The organism is Cereibacter azotoformans, from assembly GCF_021391315.1.
GTDB classification, from domain to species: domain Bacteria; phylum Pseudomonadota; class Alphaproteobacteria; order Rhodobacterales; family Rhodobacteraceae; genus Cereibacter_A; species Cereibacter_A azotoformans.
The window spans coordinates 1,433,735-1,459,951 of record NZ_CP090021.1; the positions used below are offsets into that span (position 1 = coordinate 1,433,735).

At 68.8% G+C, this 26,217-nt stretch carries 25 protein-coding genes; 17 read left to right on the forward strand and 8 right to left on the reverse strand.

The window, feature by feature from the left end:
* Positions 1-228 precede the first annotated feature (228 nt).
* Together LV780_RS07180 and acuI are read left to right on the forward strand one after the other, a co-directional pair.
* Positions 229-1,263: a L,D-transpeptidase gene (locus tag LV780_RS07180; RefSeq protein WP_101341555.1), complete on the forward strand. Its 1,035-nt coding sequence runs from the start codon at positions 229-231 to the stop codon at positions 1,261-1,263.
* A 91-nt stretch (positions 1,264-1,354) separates the two neighbouring features.
* Positions 1,355-2,347, forward strand: coding sequence for an acrylyl-CoA reductase (NADPH) (gene acuI, locus LV780_RS07185; protein WP_108220219.1), 993 nt, complete (start codon positions 1,355-1,357; stop codon positions 2,345-2,347).
* A gap of 64 nt (positions 2,348-2,411) precedes the next feature.
* On the opposite strand, the gene LV780_RS07190 is transcribed toward acuI, so the two are convergent.
* From LV780_RS07190 to LV780_RS07200, 3 genes are all read right to left on the reverse strand, one after another.
* The gene (locus tag LV780_RS07190) at positions 2,412-2,771 is read right to left on the reverse strand and encodes a PRC-barrel domain-containing protein (RefSeq protein ID WP_011908609.1); all 360 of its coding nucleotides are present in this window, start codon (positions 2,769-2,771) and stop codon (positions 2,412-2,414) included.
* 89 nt (positions 2,772-2,860) lie between these two features.
* Positions 2,861-3,112: a DUF6455 family protein gene (locus LV780_RS07195; protein WP_011908610.1), complete on the reverse strand. Its 252-nt coding sequence runs from the start codon at positions 3,110-3,112 to the stop codon at positions 2,861-2,863.
* 75 nt (positions 3,113-3,187) lie between these two features.
* Positions 3,188-3,922, reverse strand: coding sequence for a M48 family metalloprotease (locus tag LV780_RS07200; protein ID WP_108220220.1), 735 nt, complete (start codon positions 3,920-3,922; stop codon positions 3,188-3,190).
* A gap of 140 nt (positions 3,923-4,062) precedes the next feature.
* Between LV780_RS07200 and LV780_RS07205 the strand changes: the two genes are divergently transcribed.
* Complete coding sequence (locus LV780_RS07205; protein WP_011908612.1) at positions 4,063-4,302, forward strand: hypothetical protein; 240 nt, start codon at positions 4,063-4,065, stop codon at positions 4,300-4,302.
* A gap of 31 nt (positions 4,303-4,333) precedes the next feature.
* Here LV780_RS07205 and wrbA read toward each other — a convergent pair whose 3' ends face one another.
* The gene (wrbA, locus tag LV780_RS07210; protein ID WP_108220221.1) at positions 4,334-4,927 is read right to left on the reverse strand and encodes an NAD(P)H:quinone oxidoreductase type IV; all 594 of its coding nucleotides are present in this window, start codon (positions 4,925-4,927) and stop codon (positions 4,334-4,336) included.
* A gap of 142 nt (positions 4,928-5,069) precedes the next feature.
* Between wrbA and LV780_RS07215 the strand changes: the two genes are divergently transcribed.
* Complete coding sequence (locus tag LV780_RS07215; RefSeq protein ID WP_011908614.1) at positions 5,070-6,014, forward strand: 1-phosphofructokinase family hexose kinase; 945 nt, start codon at positions 5,070-5,072, stop codon at positions 6,012-6,014.
* Positions 6,015-6,224: 210 nt separating this feature from the next.
* Here LV780_RS07215 and LV780_RS07220 read toward each other — a convergent pair whose 3' ends face one another.
* Positions 6,225-7,889, reverse strand: a complete 1,665-nt coding sequence (locus tag LV780_RS07220) for an NAD+ synthase (RefSeq protein ID WP_108220222.1) — start codon at positions 7,887-7,889, stop codon at positions 6,225-6,227.
* 182 nt (positions 7,890-8,071) lie between these two features.
* Between LV780_RS07220 and LV780_RS07225 the strand changes: the two genes are divergently transcribed.
* The 3 genes from LV780_RS07225 to LV780_RS07235 all read left to right on the forward strand — a co-directional run bounded on the left by LV780_RS07225 (position 8,072) and on the right by LV780_RS07235 (position 11,931).
* On the forward strand, positions 8,072-9,574 hold the full coding sequence (locus tag LV780_RS07225) for an MORN repeat-containing protein (RefSeq protein ID WP_101341549.1): 1,503 nt from the start codon (positions 8,072-8,074) through the stop codon (positions 9,572-9,574).
* 216 nt (positions 9,575-9,790) lie between these two features.
* Positions 9,791-10,915 (forward strand): copper-containing nitrite reductase, encoded by a 1,125-nt coding sequence (gene nirK, locus LV780_RS07230; protein ID WP_181318448.1) that lies wholly within the window; start codon positions 9,791-9,793, stop codon positions 10,913-10,915.
* A gap of 221 nt (positions 10,916-11,136) precedes the next feature.
* Entirely contained in the window at positions 11,137-11,931 is a 795-nt protein-coding gene (locus LV780_RS07235) for a formylglycine-generating enzyme family protein (RefSeq protein WP_233863940.1), read from the forward strand.
* Between the two features lie 58 nt (positions 11,932-11,989).
* Here LV780_RS07235 and LV780_RS07240 read toward each other — a convergent pair whose 3' ends face one another.
* The gene (locus tag LV780_RS07240) at positions 11,990-12,451 is read right to left on the reverse strand and encodes a pseudoazurin (protein WP_108220223.1); all 462 of its coding nucleotides are present in this window, start codon (positions 12,449-12,451) and stop codon (positions 11,990-11,992) included.
* A 429-nt stretch (positions 12,452-12,880) separates the two neighbouring features.
* Between LV780_RS07240 and LV780_RS07245 the strand changes: the two genes are divergently transcribed.
* On the forward strand, positions 12,881-14,470 hold the full coding sequence (locus LV780_RS07245) for a 2-isopropylmalate synthase (protein WP_101341547.1): 1,590 nt from the start codon (positions 12,881-12,883) through the stop codon (positions 14,468-14,470).
* A gap of 57 nt (positions 14,471-14,527) precedes the next feature.
* On the opposite strand, the gene LV780_RS07250 is transcribed toward LV780_RS07245, so the two are convergent.
* Positions 14,528-15,484, reverse strand: coding sequence for an acyltransferase family protein (locus tag LV780_RS07250; RefSeq protein WP_108220224.1), 957 nt, complete (start codon positions 15,482-15,484; stop codon positions 14,528-14,530).
* 322 nt (positions 15,485-15,806) lie between these two features.
* Between LV780_RS07250 and LV780_RS07255 the strand changes: the two genes are divergently transcribed.
* Genes LV780_RS07255 through rodA form a run of 5 tightly spaced genes read left to right on the forward strand, consistent with a single transcriptional unit; the run spans position 15,807 to position 21,411 of the window.
* Entirely contained in the window at positions 15,807-16,844 is a 1,038-nt protein-coding gene (locus tag LV780_RS07255) for a rod shape-determining protein (RefSeq protein WP_011908622.1), read from the forward strand.
* A gap of 30 nt (positions 16,845-16,874) precedes the next feature.
* On the forward strand, positions 16,875-17,789 hold the full coding sequence (mreC, locus tag LV780_RS07260) for a rod shape-determining protein MreC (protein WP_011908623.1): 915 nt from the start codon (positions 16,875-16,877) through the stop codon (positions 17,787-17,789).
* Positions 17,782-18,321: a hypothetical protein gene (locus LV780_RS07265; protein WP_011908624.1), complete on the forward strand. Its 540-nt coding sequence runs from the start codon at positions 17,782-17,784 to the stop codon at positions 18,319-18,321. The genes mreC and LV780_RS07265 overlap by 8 nt, the downstream gene beginning before the upstream one ends.
* Entirely contained in the window at positions 18,318-20,264 is a 1,947-nt protein-coding gene (gene mrdA, locus LV780_RS07270; protein WP_108220225.1) for a penicillin-binding protein 2, read from the forward strand. Before LV780_RS07265 ends, mrdA begins: the two co-directional genes overlap by 4 nt.
* A gap of 7 nt (positions 20,265-20,271) precedes the next feature.
* A complete protein-coding gene (gene rodA, locus LV780_RS07275) occupies positions 20,272-21,411 on the forward strand; it encodes a rod shape-determining protein RodA (RefSeq protein WP_108220226.1) in 1,140 nt (379 codons plus the stop codon).
* Positions 21,412-21,432: 21 nt separating this feature from the next.
* On the opposite strand, the gene LV780_RS07280 is transcribed toward rodA, so the two are convergent.
* Positions 21,433-22,332 carry a MurR/RpiR family transcriptional regulator gene (locus tag LV780_RS07280; protein ID WP_181318449.1) on the reverse strand — a complete coding sequence of 300 codons (900 nt, stop codon included), beginning with the start codon at positions 22,330-22,332 and terminating at the stop codon, positions 21,433-21,435.
* A gap of 126 nt (positions 22,333-22,458) precedes the next feature.
* Here LV780_RS07280 and LV780_RS07285 point away from each other — a divergent pair, with 126 nt between their 5' ends.
* Genes LV780_RS07285 through LV780_RS07300 form a run of 4 tightly spaced genes read left to right on the forward strand, consistent with a single transcriptional unit; the run spans position 22,459 to position 26,168 of the window.
* Positions 22,459-23,238: an N-formylglutamate amidohydrolase gene (locus tag LV780_RS07285; protein WP_117344968.1), complete on the forward strand. Its 780-nt coding sequence runs from the start codon at positions 22,459-22,461 to the stop codon at positions 23,236-23,238.
* 3 nt (positions 23,239-23,241) lie between these two features.
* Positions 23,242-23,748 (forward strand): TRAP transporter small permease subunit, encoded by a 507-nt coding sequence (locus LV780_RS07290; protein WP_011908629.1) that lies wholly within the window; start codon positions 23,242-23,244, stop codon positions 23,746-23,748.
* The gene (locus LV780_RS07295) at positions 23,748-25,073 is read left to right on the forward strand and encodes a TRAP transporter large permease (protein WP_011908630.1); all 1,326 of its coding nucleotides are present in this window, start codon (positions 23,748-23,750) and stop codon (positions 25,071-25,073) included. The genes LV780_RS07290 and LV780_RS07295 overlap by 1 nt, the downstream gene beginning before the upstream one ends.
* A 57-nt stretch (positions 25,074-25,130) precedes the next feature.
* On the forward strand, positions 25,131-26,168 hold the full coding sequence (locus LV780_RS07300) for a TRAP transporter substrate-binding protein (protein ID WP_011908631.1): 1,038 nt from the start codon (positions 25,131-25,133) through the stop codon (positions 26,166-26,168).
* Positions 26,169-26,217: the final 49 nt, after the last annotated feature.

Here is a 26,217-nt window from a genome sequence, read left to right on the forward strand (position 1 = left end):
GGCGCCGGCGCTGCCGCCCGCAAGGCAGGATGACCCGTCGCAGGGACTTCGGGGCGCGCACGCGATCCCACAAGGCCGGCGCGCCCTGTCCGAGCGTAAGGAGGGCGCAGCGGCGGCCGGGCCCGACGGCCGTCTTCCGCTGTCGGACTTTGACCATTGCGCCTGAGTGGTTTACCCTCGCCGACAGACGGCCTGCCGGAAAAGGCGGGCGCGGGGCAGGACGGTGGAATGGAACTGATCGGACGGAAACTTGCAGCCGCGGTGATCGCGGCGGGTATGTTGGGAGGCTGCGTGCCCGACGCAGCCACGGTGAACACAAGGATCGAGGAGCCTGCGCCGCAGCCCAAGCTCTTCGAGGGTGCCTACGCGGCCCGGGCGGACGGCAAGTACCAGCTGCCCGCGATCCCGACCGAGCGGGTGCCTGTCCAGTATCAGCGCCAGTCGGTCGCCTACACCAGCAACGAGCCGCCCGGCACGATCGTCATCAATCCCAGGGAGCGGGTGCTCTATTTCATCACCGGCGAGGACACGGCGATCCGTTACGGGATCGCGGTGGGCAAGGAGGGCTTCCAGTGGTCCGGCACGGCCGTCGTGGCCAACCGCCGCCACTGGCCGACCTGGACACCCCCGCCGGAGATGATCGAGCGCAAGCCGGAACTGGCCCGGTGGGAGAAGGGACAGCCCGGGGGCCCGACCAATCCGCTCGGCGCCCGCGCGCTGTACCTCGAGACCAACGGGCGCGACTACGGCTATCGCATCCACGGCACGCCGGAATGGAACTCGATCGGGCACAACGCCTCGTCGGGCTGCATCCGCATGATCAATCAGGACGTGATCGACCTGTTCGAGCGCGTGCCGGACGGGGCGAAGGTCGTGGTGATGACGCAGGACGGCAAGATGCCGACCGGCCTCACCCTGCCCCCTCCGCCGCCGAAGAAGGCCAAGCCCGTGACGATGGCCGCGGCACCCGCGCGGCCGGCGCCGGCCATCCCGTCGGGCCTGACGAACCTGCCGATGCTCTCGCCCTACGGGGCGCCCGCTGCGGTGACGCCCGCGGTGACGCCCTCCGCCGGGGAGGAGACGACGCCTCCCGCCGAGGGGCCCGCAACCGAGGCGCAGCCCGCGCCGGCCGAGCCGCTCGCGGAAGAACCTCTGGCGGTGCCCGCGCCAGAGCCCGTCCCGCTTCCCGACGCGCCCATCCTGCCGCCCCCGGCGGACGCGGCCACGGCACCGGCCGCCGAACCCGCGACCGGGTCGCTCTGAGACCCGCTCCGGGGCGGCCGAACGGTGGCCCCGGAGGTCAAGCTGCGTCACTGCCGGGAGGCCGTGCCCTCCCCAGCCCTGCGGAGGTCCCATGTTCGAGGCAATCCTGATCGAGAAGGACGGCGAGGGCCAGCGTGTCTCCCGCTGCCGGATCCCGGCTGACCGGCTGCCCGCGGGCGAGGTGCTGGTGGAGATCGCCTACTCGACCCTCAACTACAAGGACGCGCTGGCGCTGACCGGGAAGGCGCCGGTGGTGCGGTCGTTTCCGATGGTGCCGGGGATCGACTTCTCGGGCATCGTCGCCGAGAGCAGCGATCCGCGCTACAGCCCCGGCGACCGGGTGGTGCTGAACGGATGGGGCGTCGGCGAGACGCACTGGGGCGGCCTGGCCGGACGCGCCCGTGTCCGCGCGGACTGGCTCGTGCCGCTGCCCGAGGGGATGTCGCTGCGCCATGCGATGGCGCTCGGGACGGCGGGATATTCCGCCATGCTCTGCGTGATGGCGCTGGAGCGCAACGGCGTGCGGCCGGGCTCGGGCGAGGTGGCGGTCACGGGCGCCGCCGGGGGCGTCGGCTCGATCGCCACCGCCTTGCTGGCTGGCCGGGGTTACAGCGTGGCCGCCGTGACCGGCCGGATGGAGGAGGCAGAGTTCCTGAAGAGCCTCGGCGCCTCCAGCCTCGTTGATCGGGCCGAACTGACGGGCAAGCCGAGACCTCTGGCGCGCGAGAGATGGGCGGGGGCCATCGACGTGGCCGGCGGATCGGTTCTGGCGAACCTTCTGTCGATGATCCGCTACGGCGGCACCGTCGCCGCCTGCGGGCTTGCGGCGGGGCTCGATCTGCCGGCAAATGTGGCGCCCTTCATCCTGCGCGGGGTCAGCCTCGTCGGAGTGGACAGCGTGATGTGCCCGCAGGAGCGGCGGCGCGAGGCCTGGCGGCGGCTCGCCGCCGAGATGGACCGCGACAAGCTCGAGGCACTGACGGTGGAACTGCCCTTCTCCGAGGTGATCGAGACGGCGCCGAAATTCCTTGCAGGTCAGGTGCGCGGGCGCCTTCTGGTGCCCATCGCCCCCGATCTCGAATGATTACCGGACCCGCCCAAACGGCCGGCGGGCCGCCTCGGCTTCCCGCCGGCAGCAAGATGGGCGCTCACATCCAGTAGGGCGGGATGCCGTAATAGTTGTAGGTCGCGGCCCCCCAGTTGCGGTCGTCGCGCCAGTTCTCGTCGCGGGCGGGCGCGCCCTCCAGCTGCTCGCGGGTGATGTCCGTCACGAAGCCGCCCAGCGACGGATCGTAGTTCAGCTTCTTCCAGGGGATCGGATGATGATCCTCCGCCATTCCGAGAAAGCCGCCGAAGCCCATGATGGCATAGGCGATCACACCCGACTCCTTGTCGATCATCAGATGGTCGATATGGCCCAGATGCTCGCCGTTGGGGCTGTAGACGGCGGTTCCATTCACGTCGGCGCTCGAGACCATGCTGCTCGAGCTGGTGGCGGGGTGCGTCATGGAAAGTCCTCCTTCGGGGCTGCCGATGGGGGCAGCCGTGCCGGAGGGAACGACCGGCGGCAGGGGATGTTCCCTGCCGCCCGGTCGCGTCAGGAGGCCAACGCCTCGATCTCGGCCTTGTTGCGGCAGAAGGCCGGAAGCACGGTGGAGCGCCCGGAATGCGACAACCAGCCGGTGCAGGCCTCCGAGGCGGTGCAGCTCTGGCAGCGGTCCACCATCTCGGCGAGTTCGGCCCGGCTCAGCCAGCCCTCGATCACCGCGTCGGGCAGGTTCACCCCCGCCACCCGCGCCATGCCCCGCGTAAGCGACCAGGCCCGCGGCGCCTCGACATAACCGATCATGCGATCCTCCTCAGGAACGATTGTGCGCCGAACATCCGGCTTCGGCCACTGTCTCACCATGACGCAGATCAAGCGTCAGCGGGTGCTGACATATCCGAAGCTCTCGGCGGCCCGGCGCACGAGGGCGATGCGCTGCGCGTTCGGAGGATGGCTGCCCAGGAAGCGGTCGCCCGGATCGGGCAGCCGGGTGAAGAACTGCGCGCCATGAACCGGGTCGTATCCCGCACGGATCGCGATCTCGGTGCCCAGACCGTCGGCCTCAAGCTCGAAATTCTTGGAATAGCTGCGCGCGCCCACGTTCGCGCCGAACTGCTGCACCGAACGGATCGTCTGCTCGTCGGCCCCGCCCATCTGCGCCAGCACACCGGCCAGCACCGCCCCCGTCAACGCCGTCTCGCGCTGGCGCGGGATATGGCCGAGGATATGGTGCGCGGCTTCATGGCCGACGACAAAGGCCAGCTCGTCCACGTTGCGCGCGCTGCTGATCAGCGAGAGCGTGAGGCCGATCACCGGCCTGCCCTGCGCGTCGAGCGTCTGGAAGGCGTTGGGGTCAAGGCCCGGCCGCGCGTCCACGGTGATCTGGAAGTCGCACGGCACGCCGCGCGTGCGCTCGAGGCAGATGGCTTCCGCCACAGGCTCGACCCGGGCCAGCACCGCCGGAAAGGCGCGCTGCGCATCCCCTTCGGTCAGGAACGGCCCCGGATCGGGCGCCGACGGAAAGGCCGGCAGACCACCCGTCGCCTGCGGCCCCATCGGCGCGGCGCAGCCCGCCAGAACCAGTAGAACGGCGGCAAAAGCGAACCGCAGCATTCCTTACCCCTCTCGTTTCCGGGGCGGACCTTAGCAGAACCGAGGGCGGGAGGAAGAGGCTGTCACGCAAAGGTGCAGCCTCTCGCCGGCCGCGGGCGGCGGCCCTTGAGGTCCGCGGCCGGCTGGCCTACCATCGACCCATGTTCACCATCGAGCACGATTTCGATGCGACCGTCATCACCCTCATCGACGAGGGCGGATCCTACCTGCAGGAGGATGTCACAATCTCGGCCTTCGAGGATGTGGTGACTCTTGAGCAGGTCGATCCGCGCCGGGACGAGGTGGTCCGGCTCACCCTGTCGATGGGGCAGGTGCGCGACCTCGCGGCGGCGCTGAACCTTCCCGAAGGCAGCTACAGGCTCGCGCGGCGGGAGGGCTGAGCCCTCCGGTTCGTGGCGCATGCCAAAGGCTTCAGCCCCTGAGCTTTTCCGTCATGGCGACCAGCCGCCGCACCTGATGCGCGATGGCCCCGCGGGCGGTGTCGTCGAAATCCGCGCCTTGCGTGTGGCTGTAGCCGTAGGGATTGCCGCCCGCCTTGTAGAGGACCGGGTCGGTATATCCGGGTCCGACGATCACCGATCCCCAGTGCAGGAAGGTGGTGTAGAGGCCAAGGATCGTCGCCTCCTGCCCGCCGTGCGGGTTCTGCGCCGAGGTCATCGCGCTCACCGCCTTGTCGGCGAGCTTGCCCTGCGCCCAGAGCGGCCCCAGCGTGTCGATGAAGGCGCGCACCTGGGACGGCGCCTGTCCGAACCGTGTGGGGGCCGAGAAGAGGTAGGCGTCCGCCCACTCCATGTCCTCAGGGCTCGCCTCGGGAATGTCCGCCATGCGCTCCACCTGCGCCTTCCAGGCGTCCTGCCCGTTCACGACCGACGCGGGCGCGGTCTCGGCGAACTTCCGCAGGCGGACCTCCGCCCCCGTGTCGTGCGCCGCCTCCTCGGCCATCTGCGCCATGCGGTGGTTCGTGCCGTAGGTGGAGTAGAACAGGATGGCAAGCTTGACGGGCATGGGATTCCTCCTTCCGGGTCGCCCGCCTCAACCGGGGGCCCCCGTCCCCGGTTCCCGGCCCGCGGCCCCGTCCACGCCGCCGCAACGCGGCATTGTGCCCGGCGGGCGGCTCTGGCACTGTGGCCAAAACGGGAACCGAGCCATGATCCCCATCCTGACGTTGACGCTGAACCCGGCGATCGACCTTGCCGCCGACGTGCCGCAGGTGCTGCCCGGCATCAAGCTGCGCTGCACCGAGCCTCGGGTCGATCCGGGCGGCGGCGGGCTGAACGTCAGCCGCGCCATCCGCATCCTGGGCGGCCAGAGCACCGCCTTCGTGGCGCTCGGTGGCAACGTGGGGGGGCGGCTTGCGGCGCTGATAGCGGCGGCGGGCATCGAGATCGTGGCCTTCGCCGGCCCCGGCGAGACGCGCGAGAGCCTGACGGTGACCGAGACCGGCACCGGCCAGCAGTTCCGCTTCATGCTGCCCGGCGCCCGCTGGAGCCCCGCCCGCGTCGAGGCCGCCCTCGCCCGCATCGACCGCGCCGTGCCCAAGGGCGGCATGGTGGTCCTCTCGGGCTCGCTGCCGCCGGGGGTTCCGGCCGATTTCCCGGCCCTCGTGTCGAACCTTCTGGGCCAGCGCGCGCGTCTGCTGGTGGACACGTCGGGCGCCCCCCTCGCCCATCTCGCGGCCGGGGGCGTGCCGGATCTCGACATCCTGCGGATGGACGATGGCGAGGCGGCGAGCCTCGCCGGCCGACCACTCGACAGCGTGGCCGAGACCGCGGACTTCGCCTCGGCCCTCGTGGCCCGCGGCGTGGCCGGATGCGTGATCATCGCCCGGGGCGCCGACGGCTCGGTGCTTGCCGACGCCCGCGGCCGCTGGCACTCGCGCTCGGAGCCGGTCGAGGTGGTCAGCGCGGTCGGCGCCGGCGACACGTTCGTCGGCGCCTTCGTCCTCGCACTGGCCCGCGGCGCGCCGCCCGAGACCGCCCTCGCCCACGGCGTCGCCGCCGCCGCCGCCGCCGTCATCACCGAGGCCACCGAACTCTGCCACCCCGAGGATGTCGAGCGTCTGCTCCCCTCCTGTGCCCCGCACCCGGTCTGACGCGCCTTTCATTCTGGCCCAAATATCCCGCGGGGGAGCCCGGCCGCAGGCCGGGCCGGGGGCGCGAAGCCCCCGCCTCCGGCGGCCCCGTCGCTGACGCCCCCGTCTCGGCCGAACCTTGACCCGGCCAAACGCCGCCCGGCCTCCAAAAGGCCCCGCCCCACCCACAGGCACCCGCAGCTTCCGGCTGGCCGGCGATGGCGCCGGCCGTCAGTTCGCGCTTTCGTCCCGCCAGCGGTTCACCATCGGGTAGCGGCGGTCGAGCCAGAAGGCGCGCCGCGTCAGGCGCGTGCCGGGCGCGGACTGGAACCGCTTCCATTCGCTGAGAAAGATCAGCCGCTCGACCTTCGTCACGGTCTCGCGGTCGAAGCCCCGGGCGACCAGTTCGGCCGCACTCTCCTCGCGGTCCACCAGCCCCTCGAGGATCGCGTCGAGCGTGGCGTAGGGCGGCAGGCTGTCCTCGTCCTTCTGGCCCTCGCGCAGCTCGGCCGAGGGGGGCTTGTCGATCACCCTCGGCGGGATCACCTCGCCGGCAGGTCCCTTCATCCAGGGCCGGTGATGCGCGTTGCGCCAGCGGCACATCTGGAAGACGCGGGTCTTGTAGAGATCCTTGATCGGGTTGAAGCCCCCGTTCATGTCGCCGTAGATCGTGCAATAGCCCACCGCCACCTCGGACTTGTTGCCGGTGGTCAGCAGCATCTCGCCGAACTTGTTCGACAGCGCCATCAGCAGCAGCCCGCGCAGGCGGCTCTGGATGTTTTCCTCGGTGATCCCCGGCGCGGTGCCCTCGAACAGCGGGCCGAGCGCCGCCCCCACCGCCTCCTGCGGCCCCTCGATCCCCACCTCGTCGAGCCGGCAGCCCAGGGCACGGGCCACCGCCGCCGCATCCTCGAGCGAATGGCGCGACGTGTAGCGCGAGGGCAGCATCACGCAGCGCACCGCCTCGGGGCCGAGCGCATCCGCCGCGATCGCCGCCACCAGCGCCGAGTCGATCCCGCCCGACAGGCCCAGCAGCGCGCGCGAAAAGCCGCTCTTGCCCAGGTAGTCCCGCAAGCCCACGACCATCGCGTGATAGTCGGCCTCCCACAGGTCGGGCTGGGCCACGATCGGCGCGGGCAGCGCGCGCCAGCCCTCGTCCGTCGCCTCGAAATCGACATGGACCAGCGCCTCCTCGAAGGCGGGAAGCTGTGCCATCAACCGGCCGTGCGGGTTCAGCACGAAGGAGGCCCCGTCGAACACCTGATCGTCCTGCCCGCCCACCATGTTGAGATAGACGAGCGGCAGGCCGGTCTCGACCACCCGCGTCACCATCAGATTCACCCGCACGTCGAGCTTCTCGCGGTGATAGGGCGAGCCGTTGGGCACCAGCAGGATCTCGGCCCCGGTCTCGGCCAGCGTCTCGCAGACGTCGGGATGCCAGCTGTCCTCGCAGATCGGGATGCCGATGCGCAGCGGCCCCACCCGGCAGGGCCCGTGAACCTCGCCCGAAGAGAACAGCCGCTTCTCGTCGAAGACCTCCCCGTTCGGAAGGTGATGCTTGAAGACCGTGGCGGTGACGCGCCCGCCCTCGAGCAGCCAGTAGCCGTTCATCAGCCGGTCGCCCACGAGACAGGGGCCGCCGATCCCGATGGCGGGACCCTCGGCGCAGTCGGCCGCCAGCCGCTCGATCGCCGCCATCGCATCCCGCACGAAGGCCCGCCGCATCACCAGATCCTGCGTCTGGTAGCCGGTGACGAACATCTCGGTCAGCGCCACCATGTCGGAACCCGCGGCGCGCGCGGCCTCCCACGCCTTGCGGGCCAGCGCCACGTTGCCGGCAAGATCGCCCACCGTCGGGTTGAGCTGCGCGAGGGTGAGGCGGAAACGTTCTGTCATGGTCCCTGGTCCGTCTGCGATCCCGGCTCACGCGGGTTTGGCTTGTCTTCTAGCAGACTGCCGGGCAAGGGAAAGGCGATAGCGGCCGAGGCGCTTGTCAGCCGGGGGGGCAGCCACTAGGCTCTGCCCCCGGCCAGCTTGAAGCCAGCATGCAGGACAGTCGGCGAACGGGGCAAGAGCGGATGCGGAAGACGAAGGAACGGATCGGGCAGGTCCTCGGGGGCGGTCTGATCGCTGTGGCCATCGGAGCCACGCTGGGGGCTGCGCCAGCCCCGGCGCAGGAGCCGGGCCCGGTCACGACCAAGCAATATGACGACGGCTCGGTCTATGAGGGCACCTTCCGCAACGGACTCCAGCACGGGACCGGCACCTACCGCCTGCCGAACGGCTACGAATACACCGGCGAGTGGGTCGATGGCGAGATCAGCGGCCAGGGCCGCGCGCGCTTTCCCAACGGCTCGATCTACGAGGGCAGCTTTGCCGCGGGCAAGCCCGAGGGTCAGGGCAAGATCACCTTCTCGGACGGCGGCACCTACGAGGGCCAGTGGTCTGGCGGCCAGATGACCGGCGAGGGCACCGCGCACTATGCCAACGGCTCGGTCTATCGCGGAGAGTTCCGCAACGCCGTGCATCATGGCCGCGGCGCGATGGAGAATCCGGGCGGCTACCGCTACGAGGGCGACTGGGTCGAGGGGGTCAAGGAGGGCCGCGGCCGGATCACCTACCCCGACGGCGCGGTCTATGAAGGCGATCTGGTGAAGGGCCAGCGGCAGGGTCAGGGCACGCTGACCATGCCGGACGGGCTGATCTATGTCGGCGCCTGGCAGAACGGCCAGATCAACGGCACGGGCAAGCTCACCCAGCCCAACGGCGACGTCTATGAGGGCGAGCTGAAGGACGGCCAGCGCGAAGGCACGGGCCGCGTCACCCACCGGAACGGCGACATCTACGAGGGCGCGTTCCACGCCGACCGCCGCCACGGACAGGGCACCTTCCGCGGCTCCGACGGCTATGTCTATGAAGGCAACTGGGTGGATGGCCGCATCGAGGGCGAAGGCCGCGTGACCTATCCCGACGGTTCGGTCTATGTCGGGCAGTTCCACGAGGACCAGCCCGAGGGACGCGGCAAGATCACCTATCCCGACGGCTCGACCTACGAGGGCGACTGGAAGGCCGGCGTGATCGAGGGGCGCGGCACGGCCACCTACGCCAACGGCCTCGTCTACGAGGGCGAGTTCCGCGCCGCGAAGAACCACGGCCGCGGGGTGATGACCTATCCCGACGGCTACCGCTACGAGGGCGACTGGCACGAGGGCCAGCGCCACGGCCAGGGCGTCGCGTCCTACGCCGACGGCACGATCTACACCGGCCAGTTCGTCCGGGGCCAACGCGAGGGCCAGGGCGAGATCACGATGGCCGACGGCTTCCGCTACAAGGGCGGCTGGAAGGCGGGCGAGATCGACGGCGAAGGTGTCGCGACCTACGCCAACGGCGACATCTACGAGGGCACCTTCCGCGCCGGCAAGCGCCAGGGCCAGGGCGTGATGCGGTACGCCACGGGCCAGGAAAGCGCGGGCGAATGGAAGGACGGCATCCTCGCCGAGCCCGCCACCGAAGAGGCGGGGGACACTCCCGCCCCGGCCGAGGACGCCACTCCGCCCGCCGAGTCCATTCCGGCCAACTGACCTCGCACGCGCCGCCAGCGGCACGCCGGGCATGCGTGGCGCCGCGGCGGTCGCCATTGGCGCGCCGTGCGACGCAGGGCCCTTGTTTTACAGGGTGCGACATTTGCGACCGGCCTCCGGCCGCTGCCGGCGCTTGTTGCGCAACCGCAAACTCCGGCCTCTCCAGAGGATCTACCGATCGGGTCATAGGCATCATCCATCGAAGGAGAGAACCCGATGTTTACCCGCCGCGCCGCCCTCGTGGGAGCCGCCGCGCTCGCGTCAGCGCCGCTCGTGATCCGGACGGCAGGCGCCGAGGAAGCTCCGGCCCAGCTTGCCAGTGCAGCTCCCGTCGATCTCAGCAACCTGCCCCGCGTGAAGCACACGCTCGTGCCTCCGCCCTTCGCGCATGCCCACGAGCAGGTGGCCGCCAGCGGCCCCGTCATCAACGAATTCGAGATGCGGATCATCGAGAAGGAAGTGCAGCTCGACGAAGATGCCTACCTGCAGGCGATGACCTTCGACGGCTCGATCCCCGGCCCGCTGATGATCGTGCATGAGGGCGACTATGTCGAACTCACCCTGATCAACCCGCCCGAGAACACCATGCCCCACAACATCGACTTCCACGCCGCCACCGGCGCGCTGGGAGGCGGCGGGCTCACGCTCATCAATCCGGGCGAGAAGGTCGTCCTGCGGTTCAAGGCCACGCGCGCGGGCGCCTTCGTCTATCACTGCGCCCCCGGCGGCCCGATGATCCCCTGGCACGTCGTCTCGGGCATGGCGGGCTGCATCATGGTGCTGCCGCGCGACGGCCTGAAGGACCACGAGGGCAAGCCGGTGCGCTATGACACCGTCTATTACATCGGCGAGAGCGACCACTACATCCCGAAGGACGAGAACGGCACCTACATGCGCTTCTCCGACCCGTCGGAGGGCTACGAGGACATGGTCGCGGTGATGGACACGCTGATCCCCAGCCACATCGTCTTCAACGGCGCGGTGGGCGCCCTGACCGGCGAGGGCGCGCTGAAGGCCAAGGTGGGCGACAACGTCCTCTTCGTCCACAGCCAGCCCAACCGCGACTCGCGCCCGCACCTCATCGGCGGGCACGGCGATCTCGTCTGGGAAACCGGCAAGTTCCACAACGCGCCCGAGCGTGACCTCGAGACCTGGTTCATCCGCGGCGGCTCGGCGGGGGCGGCCCTCTACCGCTTCCTCCAGCCGGGCGTCTACGCCTACGTCAACCACAACCTGATCGAGGCGGTCCACAAGGGCGCCACGGCGCACGTCCTCGTCGAGGGCGAGTGGGACAACGACCTGATGGAACAGGTCGTGGCGCCGGTCGGCCTCACCGGCTGACCCGGCTCCGGATCGGCCGGCACCCACCGGCCGATCCCCTCCCGGGACAAGGGGCGCCTGCCCTGCGGTCCCGCTCCGGCCCTCCCGCGGCACCGGCACCGCTTCGGCCGATGTGCGTCCCGTCGCGGGAGGCGCTGACCCTCGCCTTGCTCGGGGCCCGCATGACCACGCCGGACAGGCGGCCGCCGGCCCGGAGCCGTTCTCGAACAGGAACCCGTGCCATGTTGCGCGCCGCCCTCGCCTCGGGCCTGCTAGCCCTCGCCGCCTTCGGAGGCTTCGGCCTCGCCCCCTCCGCGCCACGGTTGCCCCCGCCCGAGACCGTATCCATTCCGCCCGGACCCGCGCTCTATCGGTCGTCGGCCGAATACCGGATCGGCACGCGGCGGATCGACCCTCCGCCCACCCATATCGAGATCCGGGCCTTCGACATCATGGCAGGCCAGGTGACGCAGGAGGAATACGCGCGCTGCGTGGCCGAGGGCGCCTGCCAGCCCACCACAAGGACGCCCGGCGCCCACCTGCCGCAGACCGGCGTGAACTGGTCGGACGCCACCGCCTATGCGGCCTGGCTGTCCGAGCGGACCGGACAGGAGTGGCGGCTGCCTTCGGACGCCGAATGGCTGCGCGCCGCGGCCGAGCGGGGCTTTGACGGCGCTCTGGGCGCGGAAGGCGAGAACCCGTCCGACCGCTGGCTGGCCAGCTACCGCTCGGAGGTGGATCGACGGGGCAGCGCCGATCTCGTGCCGCGCCCCTCCGGGCATTTCGGCCGGAACAGCCTCGGGCTGCGGGATCTGGCCGGCAACGTCTGGGAATGGACGACGAGTTGCGACGAGAAGATCTCGCTGTCGTCCACGGGCGAGCAGATCGCGTCCGAGCGGTTCTGCGGCGTGCGCGTCGCGCAGGGCAAGCACCGGGCCTTCATGGTCGATTTCATCCGCGACGCGCGATCGGGCGGCTGCGCGGCCGGGATCCCGCCCGACTTCCTTGGCTTCCGGCTGGTCCGGGACATTCCCTGAGGCCGTGCAAGCGAAAGCCCGGCCAGAGCGGCCGGGCCCTGCCTGCGGTGGCGCAGGATCAGTTGGCCTCGTAGTTCTGCAGCACCTGCGCGAAGATCGGCTCCATCCGGGCCTGCGCCCGCGCCGGTTGCGGTATCGACATGGCCTCGTCGAGATTGACGGGCGACCCGACCTGGATCACCGCCACCATCCCCATCCCGTAGTAGGGCATGCTCTTGACGCCCCAGACGCCTTCCTGCGTCAGGGTGATCGTCACCGGCTCGTTCATGCCGCCCCTGAAGCCGCGCGCGCCCAGCGGCAGCATTCCGGGGATGATCTCGGCGTTGAAGCCCTTGTCCACGGGCACGAAGGTGACGGTGTCGCCGACGCTCGCCTGGACGAAGGCGGGCTCGAAGGCCTTGGCGCCGGTCGAGCCGTTGTGCACCATCGCGATCTCGTAATGGGTCGCAAGGGCGGCGGGCGCGGCAAGGGCCGCGGCGAACCCCGCGGCAAGGCCGATCATCGGGAGTTTCGCAAGCATCTCAGTCGTCCTTTCTGCGCTGCAAGCCGTTGTGGTTCTCACAGCGAGAGATCTACGCCGGCACGGACCCGCGGCGGTTGCGCTGCATCAATTCCGCCCCGACAGGGGCTGCGACCTGCCCGCGCGGGCAATTTTCGCATGGCAGCCTTGCGCCCGAAGCAAGGGCCGCCCCGACACCCTCTGGACGCACGGTGCGACCCGGATCCGAGGGCGCAGGGTCATTTTCCCGCTTCCCTTTTGCACCGTCCTCCGTAATATCCGCGCCATGACACGGGACCGCTCCATTGCGATCACTATTGCCCCGCCCCTCCGGGCGATGGCCACCCGTGCGCTTCTTCTCCTTAGCTGCCTCTGAGCGTGCCCTTGGGCGCGACCGCTCGGAGGTGACCAGCGCCCGGGACCGAAGCTGAGGACAACGAGAGAATTCACATGACCGACACGACCAAGACCGCCTCCGAGCAGGACCGCGTCCTGATTTTCGACACCACGCTGCGCGACGGCGAGCAGTCGCCCGGCGCGACCATGACCCACGACGAAAAGCTCGAGATCGCGGCGCTGCTCGACGAGATGGGCGTGGACATCATCGAGGCGGGCTTCCCCATTGCGTCCGAAGGCGATTTCGAGGCGGTTTCGGCCATCGCGAGGCAATCGAAGACTTCCACGATCTGCGGCCTCGCGCGGGCGAACTACAAGGACATCGACCGCTGCTGGGAGGCGGTGAAGCACGCCAGATCCCCGCGCATCCACACCTTCATCGGCACTTCGCCGCTGCACCGCGCGATCCCGAACCTCGACATGGACCAGATGGCCGAGCGGATCCACGACACGGTGAGCCACGCGCGCAACCTCTGCGACAACGTGCAATGGTCGCCGATGGACGCCACGCGGACCGAGCATGACTACCTCTGCCGCGTGGTCGAGATCGCGATCAAGGCGGGCGCCACCACGATCAACATCCCCGACACGGTGGGCTACACCGCGCCCCGCGAAAGCGCCGACCTGATCCGCATGCTGCTGGAGCGGGTGCCGGGCGCGGACACGGTGATCTTCGCCACGCACTGCCACAACGACCTCGGCATGGCGACCGCGAATGCGCTGGCCGCCGTCGAGGCCGGCGCGCGGCAGATCGAATGCACGATCAACGGCCTCGGCGAGCGCGCGGGCAACACCGCGCTGGAAGAGGTCGTGATGGCGCTGAAGGTCCGAAATGACATCATGCCCTACCGCACCGGCATCGACACGACGCGGATCATGAACATCAGCCGCAAGGTCGCGACGGTCTCGGGCTTCCCGGTGCAGTTCAACAAGGCCATCGTCGGCAAGAACGCCTTCGCCCACGAATCCGGCATCCATCAGGACGGGATGCTGAAGAACGCCCAGACCTTCGAGATCATGCGCCCGGCCGATGTGGGTCTGGCCGACACCTCGCTGGTGATGGGCAAGCACTCGGGCCGGGCGGCGCTGCGCGCCAAGCTCAAGGATCTGGGCTATGATCTGGGCGAGAACCAGCTCAACGACGTCTTCGTGCGCTTCAAGGCCCTGGCCGACCGCAAGAAGGAAGTGTTCGACGACGACATCGTGGCGCTGATCCAGGATCAGGCCACCTCGGCCGAACATGACGTCCTGCAACTCAAGCGCCTGCGCGTGGTCTGCGGCACCGACGGCCCGCAGGAGGCCGAGATGACCCTCTCGGTCGAGGGGGTCGATCATTCCATCGACGCGACCGGCGACGGCCCGGTGGATGCGGCCTTCAACGCGGTCAAGATGCTCTATCCGCATCACGCACGGCTGCATCTCTATCAGGTCCATGCGGTGACGGAAGGCACCGACGCGCAGGCCACGGTCTCGGTCCGGCTGGAAGAAGACGGCAAGATCGCGACCGGCCAGGCCGCCGACACTGATACGGTGGTGGCCAGCGTCAAGGCCTATGTCAATGCTCTGAACCGGCTGATCCACCGGCGCCAGAAATCGGCGCCGGGCGCGGACATGAAGGACGTCCACTACAGCTCGCACGCCTGACACGGGCATCGGGGCCCCGCCATTCACGAAGCGCGAATGGCGGGGCCCCCGCACCGGCTAGAGCAGCGGCACCCTGCGCGCCGCAAGAACGACGGGCACGGCGACAAGCGACCCGATTGCGAGCCCGACCAGCGTCCGCAGCGTGTCGCCCATCTCGACGTCGTAGGTGAAGTGCAGCACCGCGACATGCACAAGGTAGAGGGCCGTCGCAAGCTGCCCGAGAGAGCGGCTCGACCCCCGCAGCTGCCAGCCCTTCACGGTCAGGAACAGGACCGGGCAGACGATGGCCAGCGAGACAAAGATCTCGAACACCGGATCGTCGCGGTTCCAGATCATGTTCGCCGACCATTCCGCCGCCAGCAGCCCCAGCGCCAACGCCAGCATCCGGCCCGATCCAAGCCGCGCGAGCCGCCCCTCGTGCCGCGCGACAAGAACGCCGCAGATGAGAAAGGGGACACCCATGAAAAGGAAGTTGCGGTAGGTGTGCACCCGGTTCAGGCTCTGGTCGAGCGGCCCGTCAAAGAGGTGCAGGTTCCCGGCATACTGGATCCCGACGCCCGCCGCGAAGGTCAGCGCCCCGACCGCGACGAGCACCGTCTCGCCCGCCGGCCGCAGCGCCGCCACCAGCAGCCCGCCAAGGAGCAGCGCCAGCAGATACCAGAGGTGATAGTAGCCAAAGAGCAGCACCTCGCGGCCGAAGGACGGCACCGCCAGCGCACCGGGCAGCCAGAGCGGCGCGTAGATCGCCATCCAGAGCCCGTAGAGCAGCGCCACGCGCCGCACCCACGCCCCGAGCCCCTGATCGAGCTGACGCTCGAGGAAATAGCCGTTGATCACGAGGAAGGTGGGCACGGCCACCCGGAACAGGCCGTTGGTGAAGAAGTGCGACAGGCCCGGATGGACATCGCGCAGGAAGCCCGCATGAAGCCCCACGACCATCATGGCCATCACGATCTTGAGAGCATCCAGAGACAGGTTCCGGGGCTGCGGCCCCGAGGTGGCAGAGCGGATCAATCGAAGGCCTCGTCGTTTCAACCGCCCGCAACCTAAGCCGTGCCCGCGCCGGGTCAAAGGGCGGGCGGCGGGCGCTGCGGAACCCCCGCAATTTCCCGCACATGGACAGGTCCAACCGGCGGAGGCGACGGGCACGAGGGAGTTGGCGACAGTTCCCTCGCACACCGGCAGGACGGCCCGCGCCGCCCCGCCCGCGGGCGGATTGACGCCGGCCCGCCCCGACAGGGCCCTTTCCCTCTCGCCGCCCGCTTCCTATAAGCAGGGCGCCTGCCTCGCCAGAGTCGCGGGTGTTTCCTTCTTCGCAGGACAGGATCAGCGCAGCATGTGGTTTCTCACCGGCCTCTTCTCGTCGGACATGGCCATCGACCTCGGAACCGCGAACACGCTGGTCTATGTCCGCGGAAAGGGCATCGTCCTCAGCGAGCCCTCGGTGGTGGCCTACCACGTCAAGGACGGCAAGAAGCAGGTTCTGGCCGTGGGCGAGGATGCCAAGCTGATGCTCGGCCGGACGCCGGGCTCGATCGAGGCCATCCGGCCCATGCGCGAGGGGGTGATCGCCGACTTCGACACCGCCGAGGAGATGATCAAGCATTTCATCCGCAAGGTGCACAAGCGCACGACCTTCTCGAAGCCGAAGATCATCGTCTGCGTGCCGCACGGCGCGACCCCGGTGGAGAAGCGGGCGATCCGCCAGTCGGTCCTGTCGGCGGGTGCGCGGCGCGCGGGCCTGATCGCGGAACCCATCGCGGCGGCCATCGGCGCGGGCATGCCGATCACCGACCCCACCGGCAACATGGTGGTGGATGTGGGCGGCGGCACGACCGAGGTGGCCGTCCTCAGCCTGGGCGACATCGTCTATGCCCGTTCGGTGCGGGTGGGCGGCGACCGGATGGACGATGCCATCATCGCCTATCTCCGCCGCCACCAGAACCTGCTGATCGGGGAATCGACGGCCGAGCGGATCAAGACCTCGATCGGCACCGCCCGGATGCCCGACGACGGGCGCGGCCAGTCCATGACCATCCGCGGCCGCGACCTTCTGAACGGCGTGCCGAAGGAGACCGAGATCAACCAGGCGCAGGTGGCCGAGGCGCTGGCCGAACCCGTGCAGCAGATCTGCGACGCGGTGATGCAGGCGCTGGAGGCCACGCCCCCGGACCTCGCCGCCGACATCGTGGACCGGGGCGTGATGCTGACGGGGGGCGGCGCGCTTCTCGGCGATCTCGATCTTGCGCTGCGCGAACAGACCGGGCTTTCGATCTCGGTGGCCAACGAGTCGTTGAATTGTGTGGCGCTCGGCACCGGCAAGGCGCTGGAATACGAAAAGCAGCTTCGGCATGTGATCGACTACGAAAGCTGACGGCGCGTCGGCTTCTGACGAGGGACAACCGTGGCCCGCGACCGGACCAGACCGGAGGATTTCACCCGTCCGCTCCGCCGCATCCTCGTCGGCGGGCTGGTTCTGCTGCTGCTCGGGATCTTCCTGATCTGGCGGATCGACAGCCCGCGGGTCGAGCAGTTCCGCGCCGCCCTGATCGACCGCGTGGTGCCCTCGTTCGAATGGCTCATGACGCCGATGACCAAAGTCGCGGGCATGGTCGAGAACTTCCAGTCCTACACGAGGATCTACGAACAGAATCAGGAGCTTCGGCGCGAGCTTCAGCAGATGAAGGCCTGGAAGGAAGCGGCCCTCCAGCTGGAACAGAAGAACGCCCGGCTCCTCGACCTCAATCAGGTGCGGCTCGACCCGAAGCTGACCCATGTCACGGGCGTGGTGCTGGCCGACTCGGGCTCGCCCTTCCGGCAGTCGGTGCTCTTGAACGTGGGCGCGCGCGACGGCATCCGCGACGGCTGGGCCACGATGGACGGCATCGGGCTGGTGGGGCGGATCTCGGGCGTGGGGCGCAGGACCAGCCGGGTGATCCTGCTCAGCGACACGAACAGCCGCATCCCGGTGACGGTGCAGCCCTCCGGCCAGCGCGCGCTGTTGACCGGTGACAACTCGCCCTCTCCACCGCTCGAGTTCCTCGACAAGCCGGATCTGGTGCGCCCCGGAGACCGGGTGGTGACCTCGGGCGATGGCGGGGTCTTTCCGGCCGATCTTCTGGTCGGTCAGGTCGCGCAGGGGCCGGACCGGCGGCTGCGGGTGCGCCTTGCGGCCGATTACGGGCGGCTCGAGTTCCTGCGCGTCCTGCGCAGCCACGAGCTTGAGCCGATCAGCGACCCCGGCGGCCTCGTGGCGCAGCCGCCGGCCCCTCCGGCCGGCCCGCCGATGACGGCCACGGCGGAGGGCGCCGATGGCTGAGGGCATCCGCCGCCGCGTCTGGCTTTATCCCACGGTCTTCGTCGGCATCGCGGGCTTCCTCGTGATGCTTCGCCTGCTGCCGCTCGGCTTCGAGGCGGGCGCCTGGCCCGGACCCGACCTCCTGCTCTGCCTGATCCTCGCCTGGGTCATGCGGCGGCCCGACTATCTGCCCGCGCTGCTGCTGGCCCTGGTCCTGCTGCTCGAGGATCTGCTCTTGATGCGCCCCCCCGGCCTCTGGGCCGCCCTCGTCCTGATCGCGACCGAGTTCCTGCGCACCCGGGCCGCCCTCACGCGCGAGCTGAGCTTTCCCGTCGAATGGATGCTCGTCTCGGGCATCATGCTCGCGCTGCGCTTTGCCGAACGGATGGTGGCGGCGCTTGCCTTCCTGCCCCAGCCGGCGCTCGGTCAGCATCTGCAGCAGACGGCGACCACGATCCTCTGCTATCCTCTCATCGTCGGCTGCTGCTGGCTGCTGCTCGACCTGCGCAAGCCCGCCACGGGCGAGCTCGATGCTTTCGGGAGACGCATGTGAGACGATCCGCCCGCGATTCCGAGGACAGCGCCCGCAAGGTGAACCGCCGCGCGCTTTTCATGGGCGGCGCCATGACCGCCATGTTCGCCGTGCTGGGCGCGAGGATGCGCTATTTGCAGGTGGACCAGGCCGACGAGTTCAAGCTTCTGGCCGAGGAGAACCGGATCAACATCCGGCTGATCCCGCCCACGCGCGGGCAGATCTTCGACCGCAACGGCCGCCTGATCGCGGGGAACGAGCAGAATTACCGCGTCGTCATCACCCGCGAGGATGCCGGCGACGTCGAAGCGGTCCTGCGCCGTCTGGCCGGCGTGATCCCCCTGACCGAGCCCGACATCGACCGCGTGCTGGCCGAGGCAAAGCGGCACAGCCCCTTCGTGCCGATCATCGTGGCCGACCGGATGGCCTGGGAGGATCTGTCGAAGGTCGCGATCAACGCGCCCTCGCTGCCGGGCGTGACGCCCGAGGTGGGTCTCAGCCGCGCCTATCCGCTCGACACCGATTTCGCGCATGTGGTGGGCTATGTGGGCCCCGTGAGCGAAAGTGACCTCGCCCGGATCGAGGACCCCGACCCGCTGCTGAAGATCCCCGAGTTCCAGATCGGCAAGATCGGCGTCGAGACCTGGATGGAGAGCACGTTGCGCGGCCGCGCGGGCACCAAGCGGATCGAGGTCAACGCCTTCGGCCGCATGATGCGCGAGATCGACCGGGTCGAGGGCGAGGCGGGCGACGACATTCGCCTGACGATCGACGCCGAGATCCAGGATTTCGTGCAGGCGCGTCTGGGCAGTGAAAGTGCGGCGGCGGTGGCCATCGACGTGACGACGGGCGACATCCTCGCCATCTGCTCGTCGCCCTCGTTCGATCCGAACCTCTTCGTGCGCGGCATCTCCTACAAGGATTATTCCGCGCTGACCGAGAACGACCACCGGCCGCTGGCCAACAAGGCGGTGCAGGGCGCCTATCCGCCCGGCTCGACCTTCAAGATGGTGACGGCTCTCGCCGCCCTCGAGGCGGGGGTCATCAACGCGGACACGTCGGTCTATTGCCCCGGCCATTACGAGACGGGCGGGCGGCGCTTTCACTGCTGGAAGCGCGGCGGGCACGGGATGGTGTCGCTCTCGCGGTCGCTGTCGGAAAGCTGCGATGTCTATTACTACGACATTGCCCAGCGGGTCGGCATCGACAAGATCGCCGAGATGGGCCGCAGGCTGGGCCTCGGGATGCGCCACGACCTGCCCATGTCGGCCATCACCGAAGGCATCATGCCCGACAAGGCCTGGAAGCGGCAACGCTACGAGCAGGACTGGCGGATCGGCGACACGATCAACGCCTCGATCGGGCAAGGCTATGTGCTGGCCTCGCCGCTTCAGCTGGCGGTGATGACCGCCCGGATCGCCAGCGGGCGGGCGATCCGGCCGCGTCTCGTGCGGTCCGTGGGGGGGGCCGAACTGCCGGTGACCGAGGCGCCGCCCCTGGAGGTGAGCGGCTCGCAGCTGCGCGCGGTGCGGCAGGGGATGCATTCGGTGATCAACGACCGGCGCGGGACGGGCTATTCGACCCGCGTGGTGGACCCGACCCTCGTGCTGGCCGGCAAGTCGGGCACGAGCCAGGTGCGCAACATCTCGGCGGCCGAGCGTGCGCGGGGCGTGATCTCGAACGACCAGCTGCCCTGGAACCGGCGGGACCATGCGCTCTTCGTGGGCTTTGCCCCCTACGATGCGCCGCGGGTCGCGGTGGCCGTGGTGGTCGAGCATGGCGGCGGCGGCTCGTCCGTCGCGGGGCCGATCGTGCGCGACGTGGTCCTCCGCTGCCTGACCCCCGGCCCCCTGCCCCCGCTCTCGGCCTATCCCGAGAGCCAGCGCGCCCGGATCGAGACGCTGCTCACGAGCCTGCCGCTGCGCAAGATCGAACCCGAAGCCACCGCCCGTTCGCGAGCCTGAGGCCGCCATGAGTTTCCTCGAATACCGCGTCAAGACCGCGCCCACCGGGCTGTCGAAGGTGCTGCATGTCAACTGGGCGCTGGTCCTGCTGATCACGGCCACGGCGTCGGTGGGCTGGCTCATGCTGACCTCGGTGGCGGGCGGGAACATCGACACCTGGGCCGCGCCGCAGATGAAGCGGTTCGCGGTGGGCCTCGTGCTGATGTTCGTGATCGCCTTCGTGCCGATCTGGTTCTGGCGCAACATGGCGGGGGTGGCCTATCTCGTCTCGCTGGCCCTGCTGGTGGTGGTCGAGATGTTCGGCACCGTCGGCATGGGGGCGCAGAGATGGATCGCGCTGGGGCCGCTCGTGCTCCAGCCGTCGGAGATGGCCAAGGTCACGCTGGTGATGATGCTGGCCGCCTACTACGACTGGCTGGACCCCCGGAAGGTCTCGCGTCCGCTCTGGGTGCTGATCCCGGCGCTGATGATCCTGGTGCCGACGGCGCTGGTGGTGATCCAGCCGAACCTCGGGACGGCGCTGCTGCTGCTGATGGTGGGTGCGGCGGTCATGTTCCTGGCCGGGGTGAGCCTGTGGTATTTCGGGATCATCGCCGCCATGGGCGCCGGGGCGATCTTCTCGGTCTTCACCCTCCGCGGGACGCCCTGGCAGTTCCTGCACGACTACCAGTATCGCCGGATCGACACGTTCTTCGATCCGACGGCCGACCCGCTGGGCGCGGGCTACAACATCATCCAGGCCAAGATCGCGCTCGGCTCGGGCGGCTGGGGGGGCAAGGGCTTCATGCAGGGCACCCAGAGCCGGCTGAACTTCCTGCCCGAAAAGCACACCGACTTCATCTTCAACACCCTCGCCGAAGAGTTCGGCTTCGTGGGCGCGGCCTCGCTGCTGGTGCTCTATGCGCTGGTGATCGCCTTCTGCGTGGCCTCGGCCCTGCAGAACAAGGACCGGTTCTCGTCGCTCCTGATCCTCGGGATCGCGGCGAACTTCTTTTTCTATCTGGCCGTCAACCTGTCGATGGTGATGGGGATGGCGCCGGTCGTGGGCGTGCCGCTGCCGCTGGTGAGCTACGGCGGCTCGGCCATGCTGGTGCTGATGGCGGCCTTCGGTCTGGTGCAGAGCGCCCATGTCCACCGGCTGAGGTGAGGCGGCGCGCCGCCTCCCGTGTCAGCGGTGGCGGCGGAAGACCCGCGAGCGGGCGTAAAGCTCCTCGAGGCGCTTCATCCGCGCTTCGGTCTGTTCCCATGTGAGGCTCTGGACGGCCGAGATCAGGGTCTCGAGCAGCACCAGCATGGCCACCGTCGAGTCCCACGCCGACGGCACCTCGATCTGGCAGGAAAAGGTGTGGCGGGCATGGACCGCGGCGGGCGAGATCCAGCGGTCGGTCATCAGCACCACCTCCACCCCCTGCTCGACCGCCATCTCGGCCACCTGCAGCACGGTGTTCTCGTAGCGGCGGATGTCGAAGAGCAGGAGGATGTCGCCCTTGCCCATGTCGAGGAGGGCCGGCGGCCAGGTGCTCGACATGTCGGACATGAGCATGACCTCGGGACGTGTCACCTTCATCATGGTGACGAAATAGTCGGCCAGCGCGTGGGTGATCCGGCCGCCGAGGACGAAGACCCGCCGCCCGGGATCGGCGAGCAGGCGCGCGGCGGCGTCGAATTCGGCATGGTCGATCTGGCCCAGCGTCGCCTCGAGATTGGCCACAACCGCATCGGCGAAACGGTTGAGGATGTGCGTGTCGGGCACGCCGCCCGCCCACCGCTCATGCTTGGCGAGCGGGGACATCAGCATCGCCTCGACCTCGCCGCGCAGGCCCGCCTGAAAGTCGGGGTAGCCCTTGAACCCGAGCTTCTGCACCAGCCGGACCACGGTCGGCGTCGAGACATCCGCCGCCTTGGCCAGCGCGGTGATCGAGCCGAGCGCCGCCACCGGATACTGGCGCAGGATATGGGTGGCCAGCTGACGCTCGGCCCGGGTCAGGTCCGGCAGCGCCGACCTCATCAGTTCCTCGATCGTGGACAACCGCCTTCGCCTCCTCGCTTCCGCCCGCATCGCAGGCATGTCCGCCCCGCCGGCACCTCATGTCATGGTAAATATCTTAACAAACTGTGCCACGCAGAAATATTCTTGACAGGACAGAGGGCCGCAGTGGAGCCTTTGTCGCAACAGGGAATGAATCGAACAAGAATGACCTTCGCCGAGAGAGCGCCGCTCCGATATCCCGCCACGGTGGAAAATCCCGCGGGAAACAGCCGGTTCGTGCTGGTGTGCGAACATGCCTCGCATTGCTTGCCCGAAGTCTGGGGAGACCTCGGGCTGCCCGAGGATCTCCGGCGCGCGCATATCGCGTGGGATCCGGGCGCGCTCGGCCTGTCGCGGGCGCTGGCCCGGAGGCTCGATGCGGCGCTGGTTCATGCGCCGGTCTCGCGTCTCGTCTATGACTGCAACCGGGCGCCCGACCAGCCCGGAGCGATGGCCGAGCGGTCCGAGATGCACGCGATCCCCGGCAACATCGGCCTGTCGCCCGAGGAGCGGGCGGCCCGGACCGCGGCGGTCTATGCCCCGTTCCACGCCGACCTGCGGGCCGAGATCGTGCGGCGCATCGCGCAAGGCTCCGCGCCGGTGCTGGTGACGATCCATTCCTTCACGCCCCTGTGGCATGGCCTGCCCCGCAGGGTCGAGTTCGGCATCATCCACGACCGGGACGACCGTCTGGCCCGCGCGGTTTTCGCAGAGAGCCGCGACAGCGGACTCGTCTGCGGGCTGAACGAGCCCTATTCTGCCGCCGATGACGTGACCCACACGCTGCGTCTTCAGGCGCTGCCCTACGGCCTTGCGAACGTGATGCTCGAGATCCGCAACGACCTGATCGCCACGCCCGAGGCCGAAGAGGCCATGGCCGACCGTCTCGCCCCGATCCTCGGGCGGGCGCTTGCCGCGCTGCCGGCGCCGCACGGGGCGGGCTGAGCGATGCCGCGGGTCCTTGTCGCCTTCGTCCGGCTGGTGGATCGGCTGAACTACGGGATCGGCCGCTTCGCCATGTATCTCCTGTTCGTCCTGATGGGCGTGCTGCTGTGGTCCTCGGTGTCCAAGGTCTTCTTCAACCCGTCGCTCTGGACGCTGGAGATGGCGCAGTTCGTGATGGTGGCCTACTTCATCCTCGGCGGGCCCTATTCGCTGCAGATGGGCAGCCATGTGCGGATGGATCTGCTCTATGCCGACTGGCCCTTGCGGAAAAAGAGCTGGTGGGACGCGGTCACCATCTTCGCCGTGATCCTCTATCTCGGTGTCATGCTCTGGGGCGCGATCGACAGCACCGCCTACTCCCTGCAATACAACGAGCGCAGCCCCACCGCCTGGCGGCCCTATCTCTGGCCGATCAAGCTGGTGATGTGCCTGGGCTTCGTGCTGATGATCCTGCAGTGTCTCGCCATCCTGATCCGGGACATCGCCACGCTGCGCGGGAAGACGATCTGATGTCCTACGAGATGATCGCAATCCTGATGTTCTCGGCCATGTTGCTGATGATGCTGACCGGGCAGCGCGTCTTCGGCGTGATCGGCTTTGTCGCCGTGGTGGCTTCGCTCGCTCTCTGGGGCACGGGCGGGCAGAGCCTCGGCTTCTCGGCGGCGATGAAGCTGATGAAATGGTATCCGCTGCTGACCCTGCCCATGTTCATCTTCATGGGCTATGTCATGAGCGAGAGCCGGCTGGCCGATGATCTCTACCGGATGTTCCATGTCTGGTTCGGCCCGGTTCCGGGTGGCCTCGCCATCGGAACGATCCTCCTGATGGTGCTGATCTCGGCGATGAACGGGCTGTCGGTGGCGGGCATGGCCATTGGCGCGACCATCGCCCTTCCCGAGCTTTTGCGCCGCAACTACGACAAGCGGATGGTCACGGGCGTGATCCAGGCCGGATCGAGCCTCGGCATCCTGATCCCTCCCTCGGTCGTTCTGGTGCTTTACGCCATGATCGCGCGGCAGCCGGTGGGGCAGCTCTGGCTGGCGGGGATCCTGCCGGGGCTGCTGATGGCCTCGCTCTTCGTGGCCTACATCTGGTTGCGGTGCCGGCTGAACCCCTCTCTCGGGCCCGTCCTGCCGCCCGAAGAGCTGGCCACCGTCTCACGCGCCGAGAAGATGCGCCTGCTGGCGGCGGGCCTTCTGCCGCTGGGGATCTTCGCCTCGATGATGGTGCCCTTCGTCAACGGCTGGACGAGCCTTGTGGAAAGCTCGGTCATCGGGGCGCTGGTCACGGTGGCGGCGGCGGTGGTCAAGGGACGTTTCACCCGCGAGGTGTTCGAGACCTCGACGCGCGCGACGCTGGCCATCTCGTGCATGTTCATGTGGATCATCCTCGCGGCGCTCGCCTTCGGCGCGGTCTTTGACGGACTGGGCGCGGTGCGGGCGATCCAGGGCTTCTTCGTGGACCGGCTGGAGCTGTCGCCCTGGACGATCCTGATCATGATGCAGCTCTCTTACCTCATCATGGGGATGTTCCTCGACGATACGGCGATGCTCGTGATCGTGGCGCCGCTTTACGTGCCGCTGGTGGGGGTGCTGGGGTTCGACCTGATCTGGTATGGCGTGCTCTACACCATCACCTGCCAGATCGCCTACCTGACGCCGCCCTTCGGCTACAACCTGTTCCTGATGCGGGCCATGGCCCCGCCCGAGGTCAGCATCGGCGATATTTACCGTTCGATCATACCTTTCGTCGCAGTAATGGTCGTGGCGCTGGCGTTGGTGATGGCCTTCCCGCAGATTGCACTCTGGCTGCCTCAGACGCTCTACGCCAGATGACAGCCCATCAACGAGAGGCGGCCCGAACCGCTTCCGCTCACTCAATGGAGGTATGACATGACGACCAGACGGAAGTTCATCACCACCGGCGCGCTGGCCGGTGCGGCCAGCCTTGCCGCCCCCGCCGTCACCCGCGCGCAGGCACCGATCAAGTGGCGGATGCAGACCTATGCCGGGGCCGCCCTTGGCGAGCATGTCGTGAAACCGGCGGTGGAGGCCTTCAACACCATCGCCCAGGGCCAGATGGAGATCGAGCTGTTCTACGCCGACCAGCTGGTGCCCACGGCCGAACTGTTCCAGGCCATGCAGCGCGGCACGATCGACTGCGTGCAATCCGACGACGACTCGATGGCCTCGCCGACCGAGGTGACGGTGTTCGGCGGCTACTTCCCCATGGCGCTGCGCTATTCGCTCGACGTGCCGGCGTTGTTCAACAAATACGGGCTGGGCGAGATCTGGGCCGAGGAATATGCCAAGGTCGGCGTCAAGCACATCTCGGCGGGCTCGTGGGACCCGTGCAACTTCTCGACCAAGAAGCCGATCAACAGCCTGGCCGACCTGCAGGGGCTGCGCGTCTTCACCTTCCCGACCGCGGGGCGCTTCCTGACCCGCTTCGGCGTGGTGCCGGTGACGCTGCCCTGGGAGGATGTCGAGGTCGCGCTGCAGACCGGGGAACTCGACGGCCTCGCCTGGTCGGGCATCACCGAGGTCTATACGGTCGGCTGGGCCAACGTCACCGACTACTTCCTGACCAACAACATCTCGGGCGCCTGGATCGGCCATTTCTTCGCCAACATGGATCGCTGGAACGAGGTGCCGCCCCACCTGCAGGAGCTGCTCCGCGTCTGCTTCGAGCAGTCGCACTACTACCGCCAGCACTGGTACTGGGCCGGCGAGGCGCATCTGCGGGTGAACGAGACCAAGCTGAAGCTCACCACCATCCCCGATGAGGAATGGGCGCAGGTCGAGAATGCCGCCGTCGAGTTCTGGGACGAGATCGCGCAGGAATCCGAGGTGAAGGCCAAGGTGGTGCAGATCATCAAGGACTACAACGAGACGATGAAGAAGGCCGGCCCGCCCTACCGCTTCTCCTGACGCCTGACCGGGGCGGCCATGCGCCGCCCCACCCCGCCTGCGAGTGAAC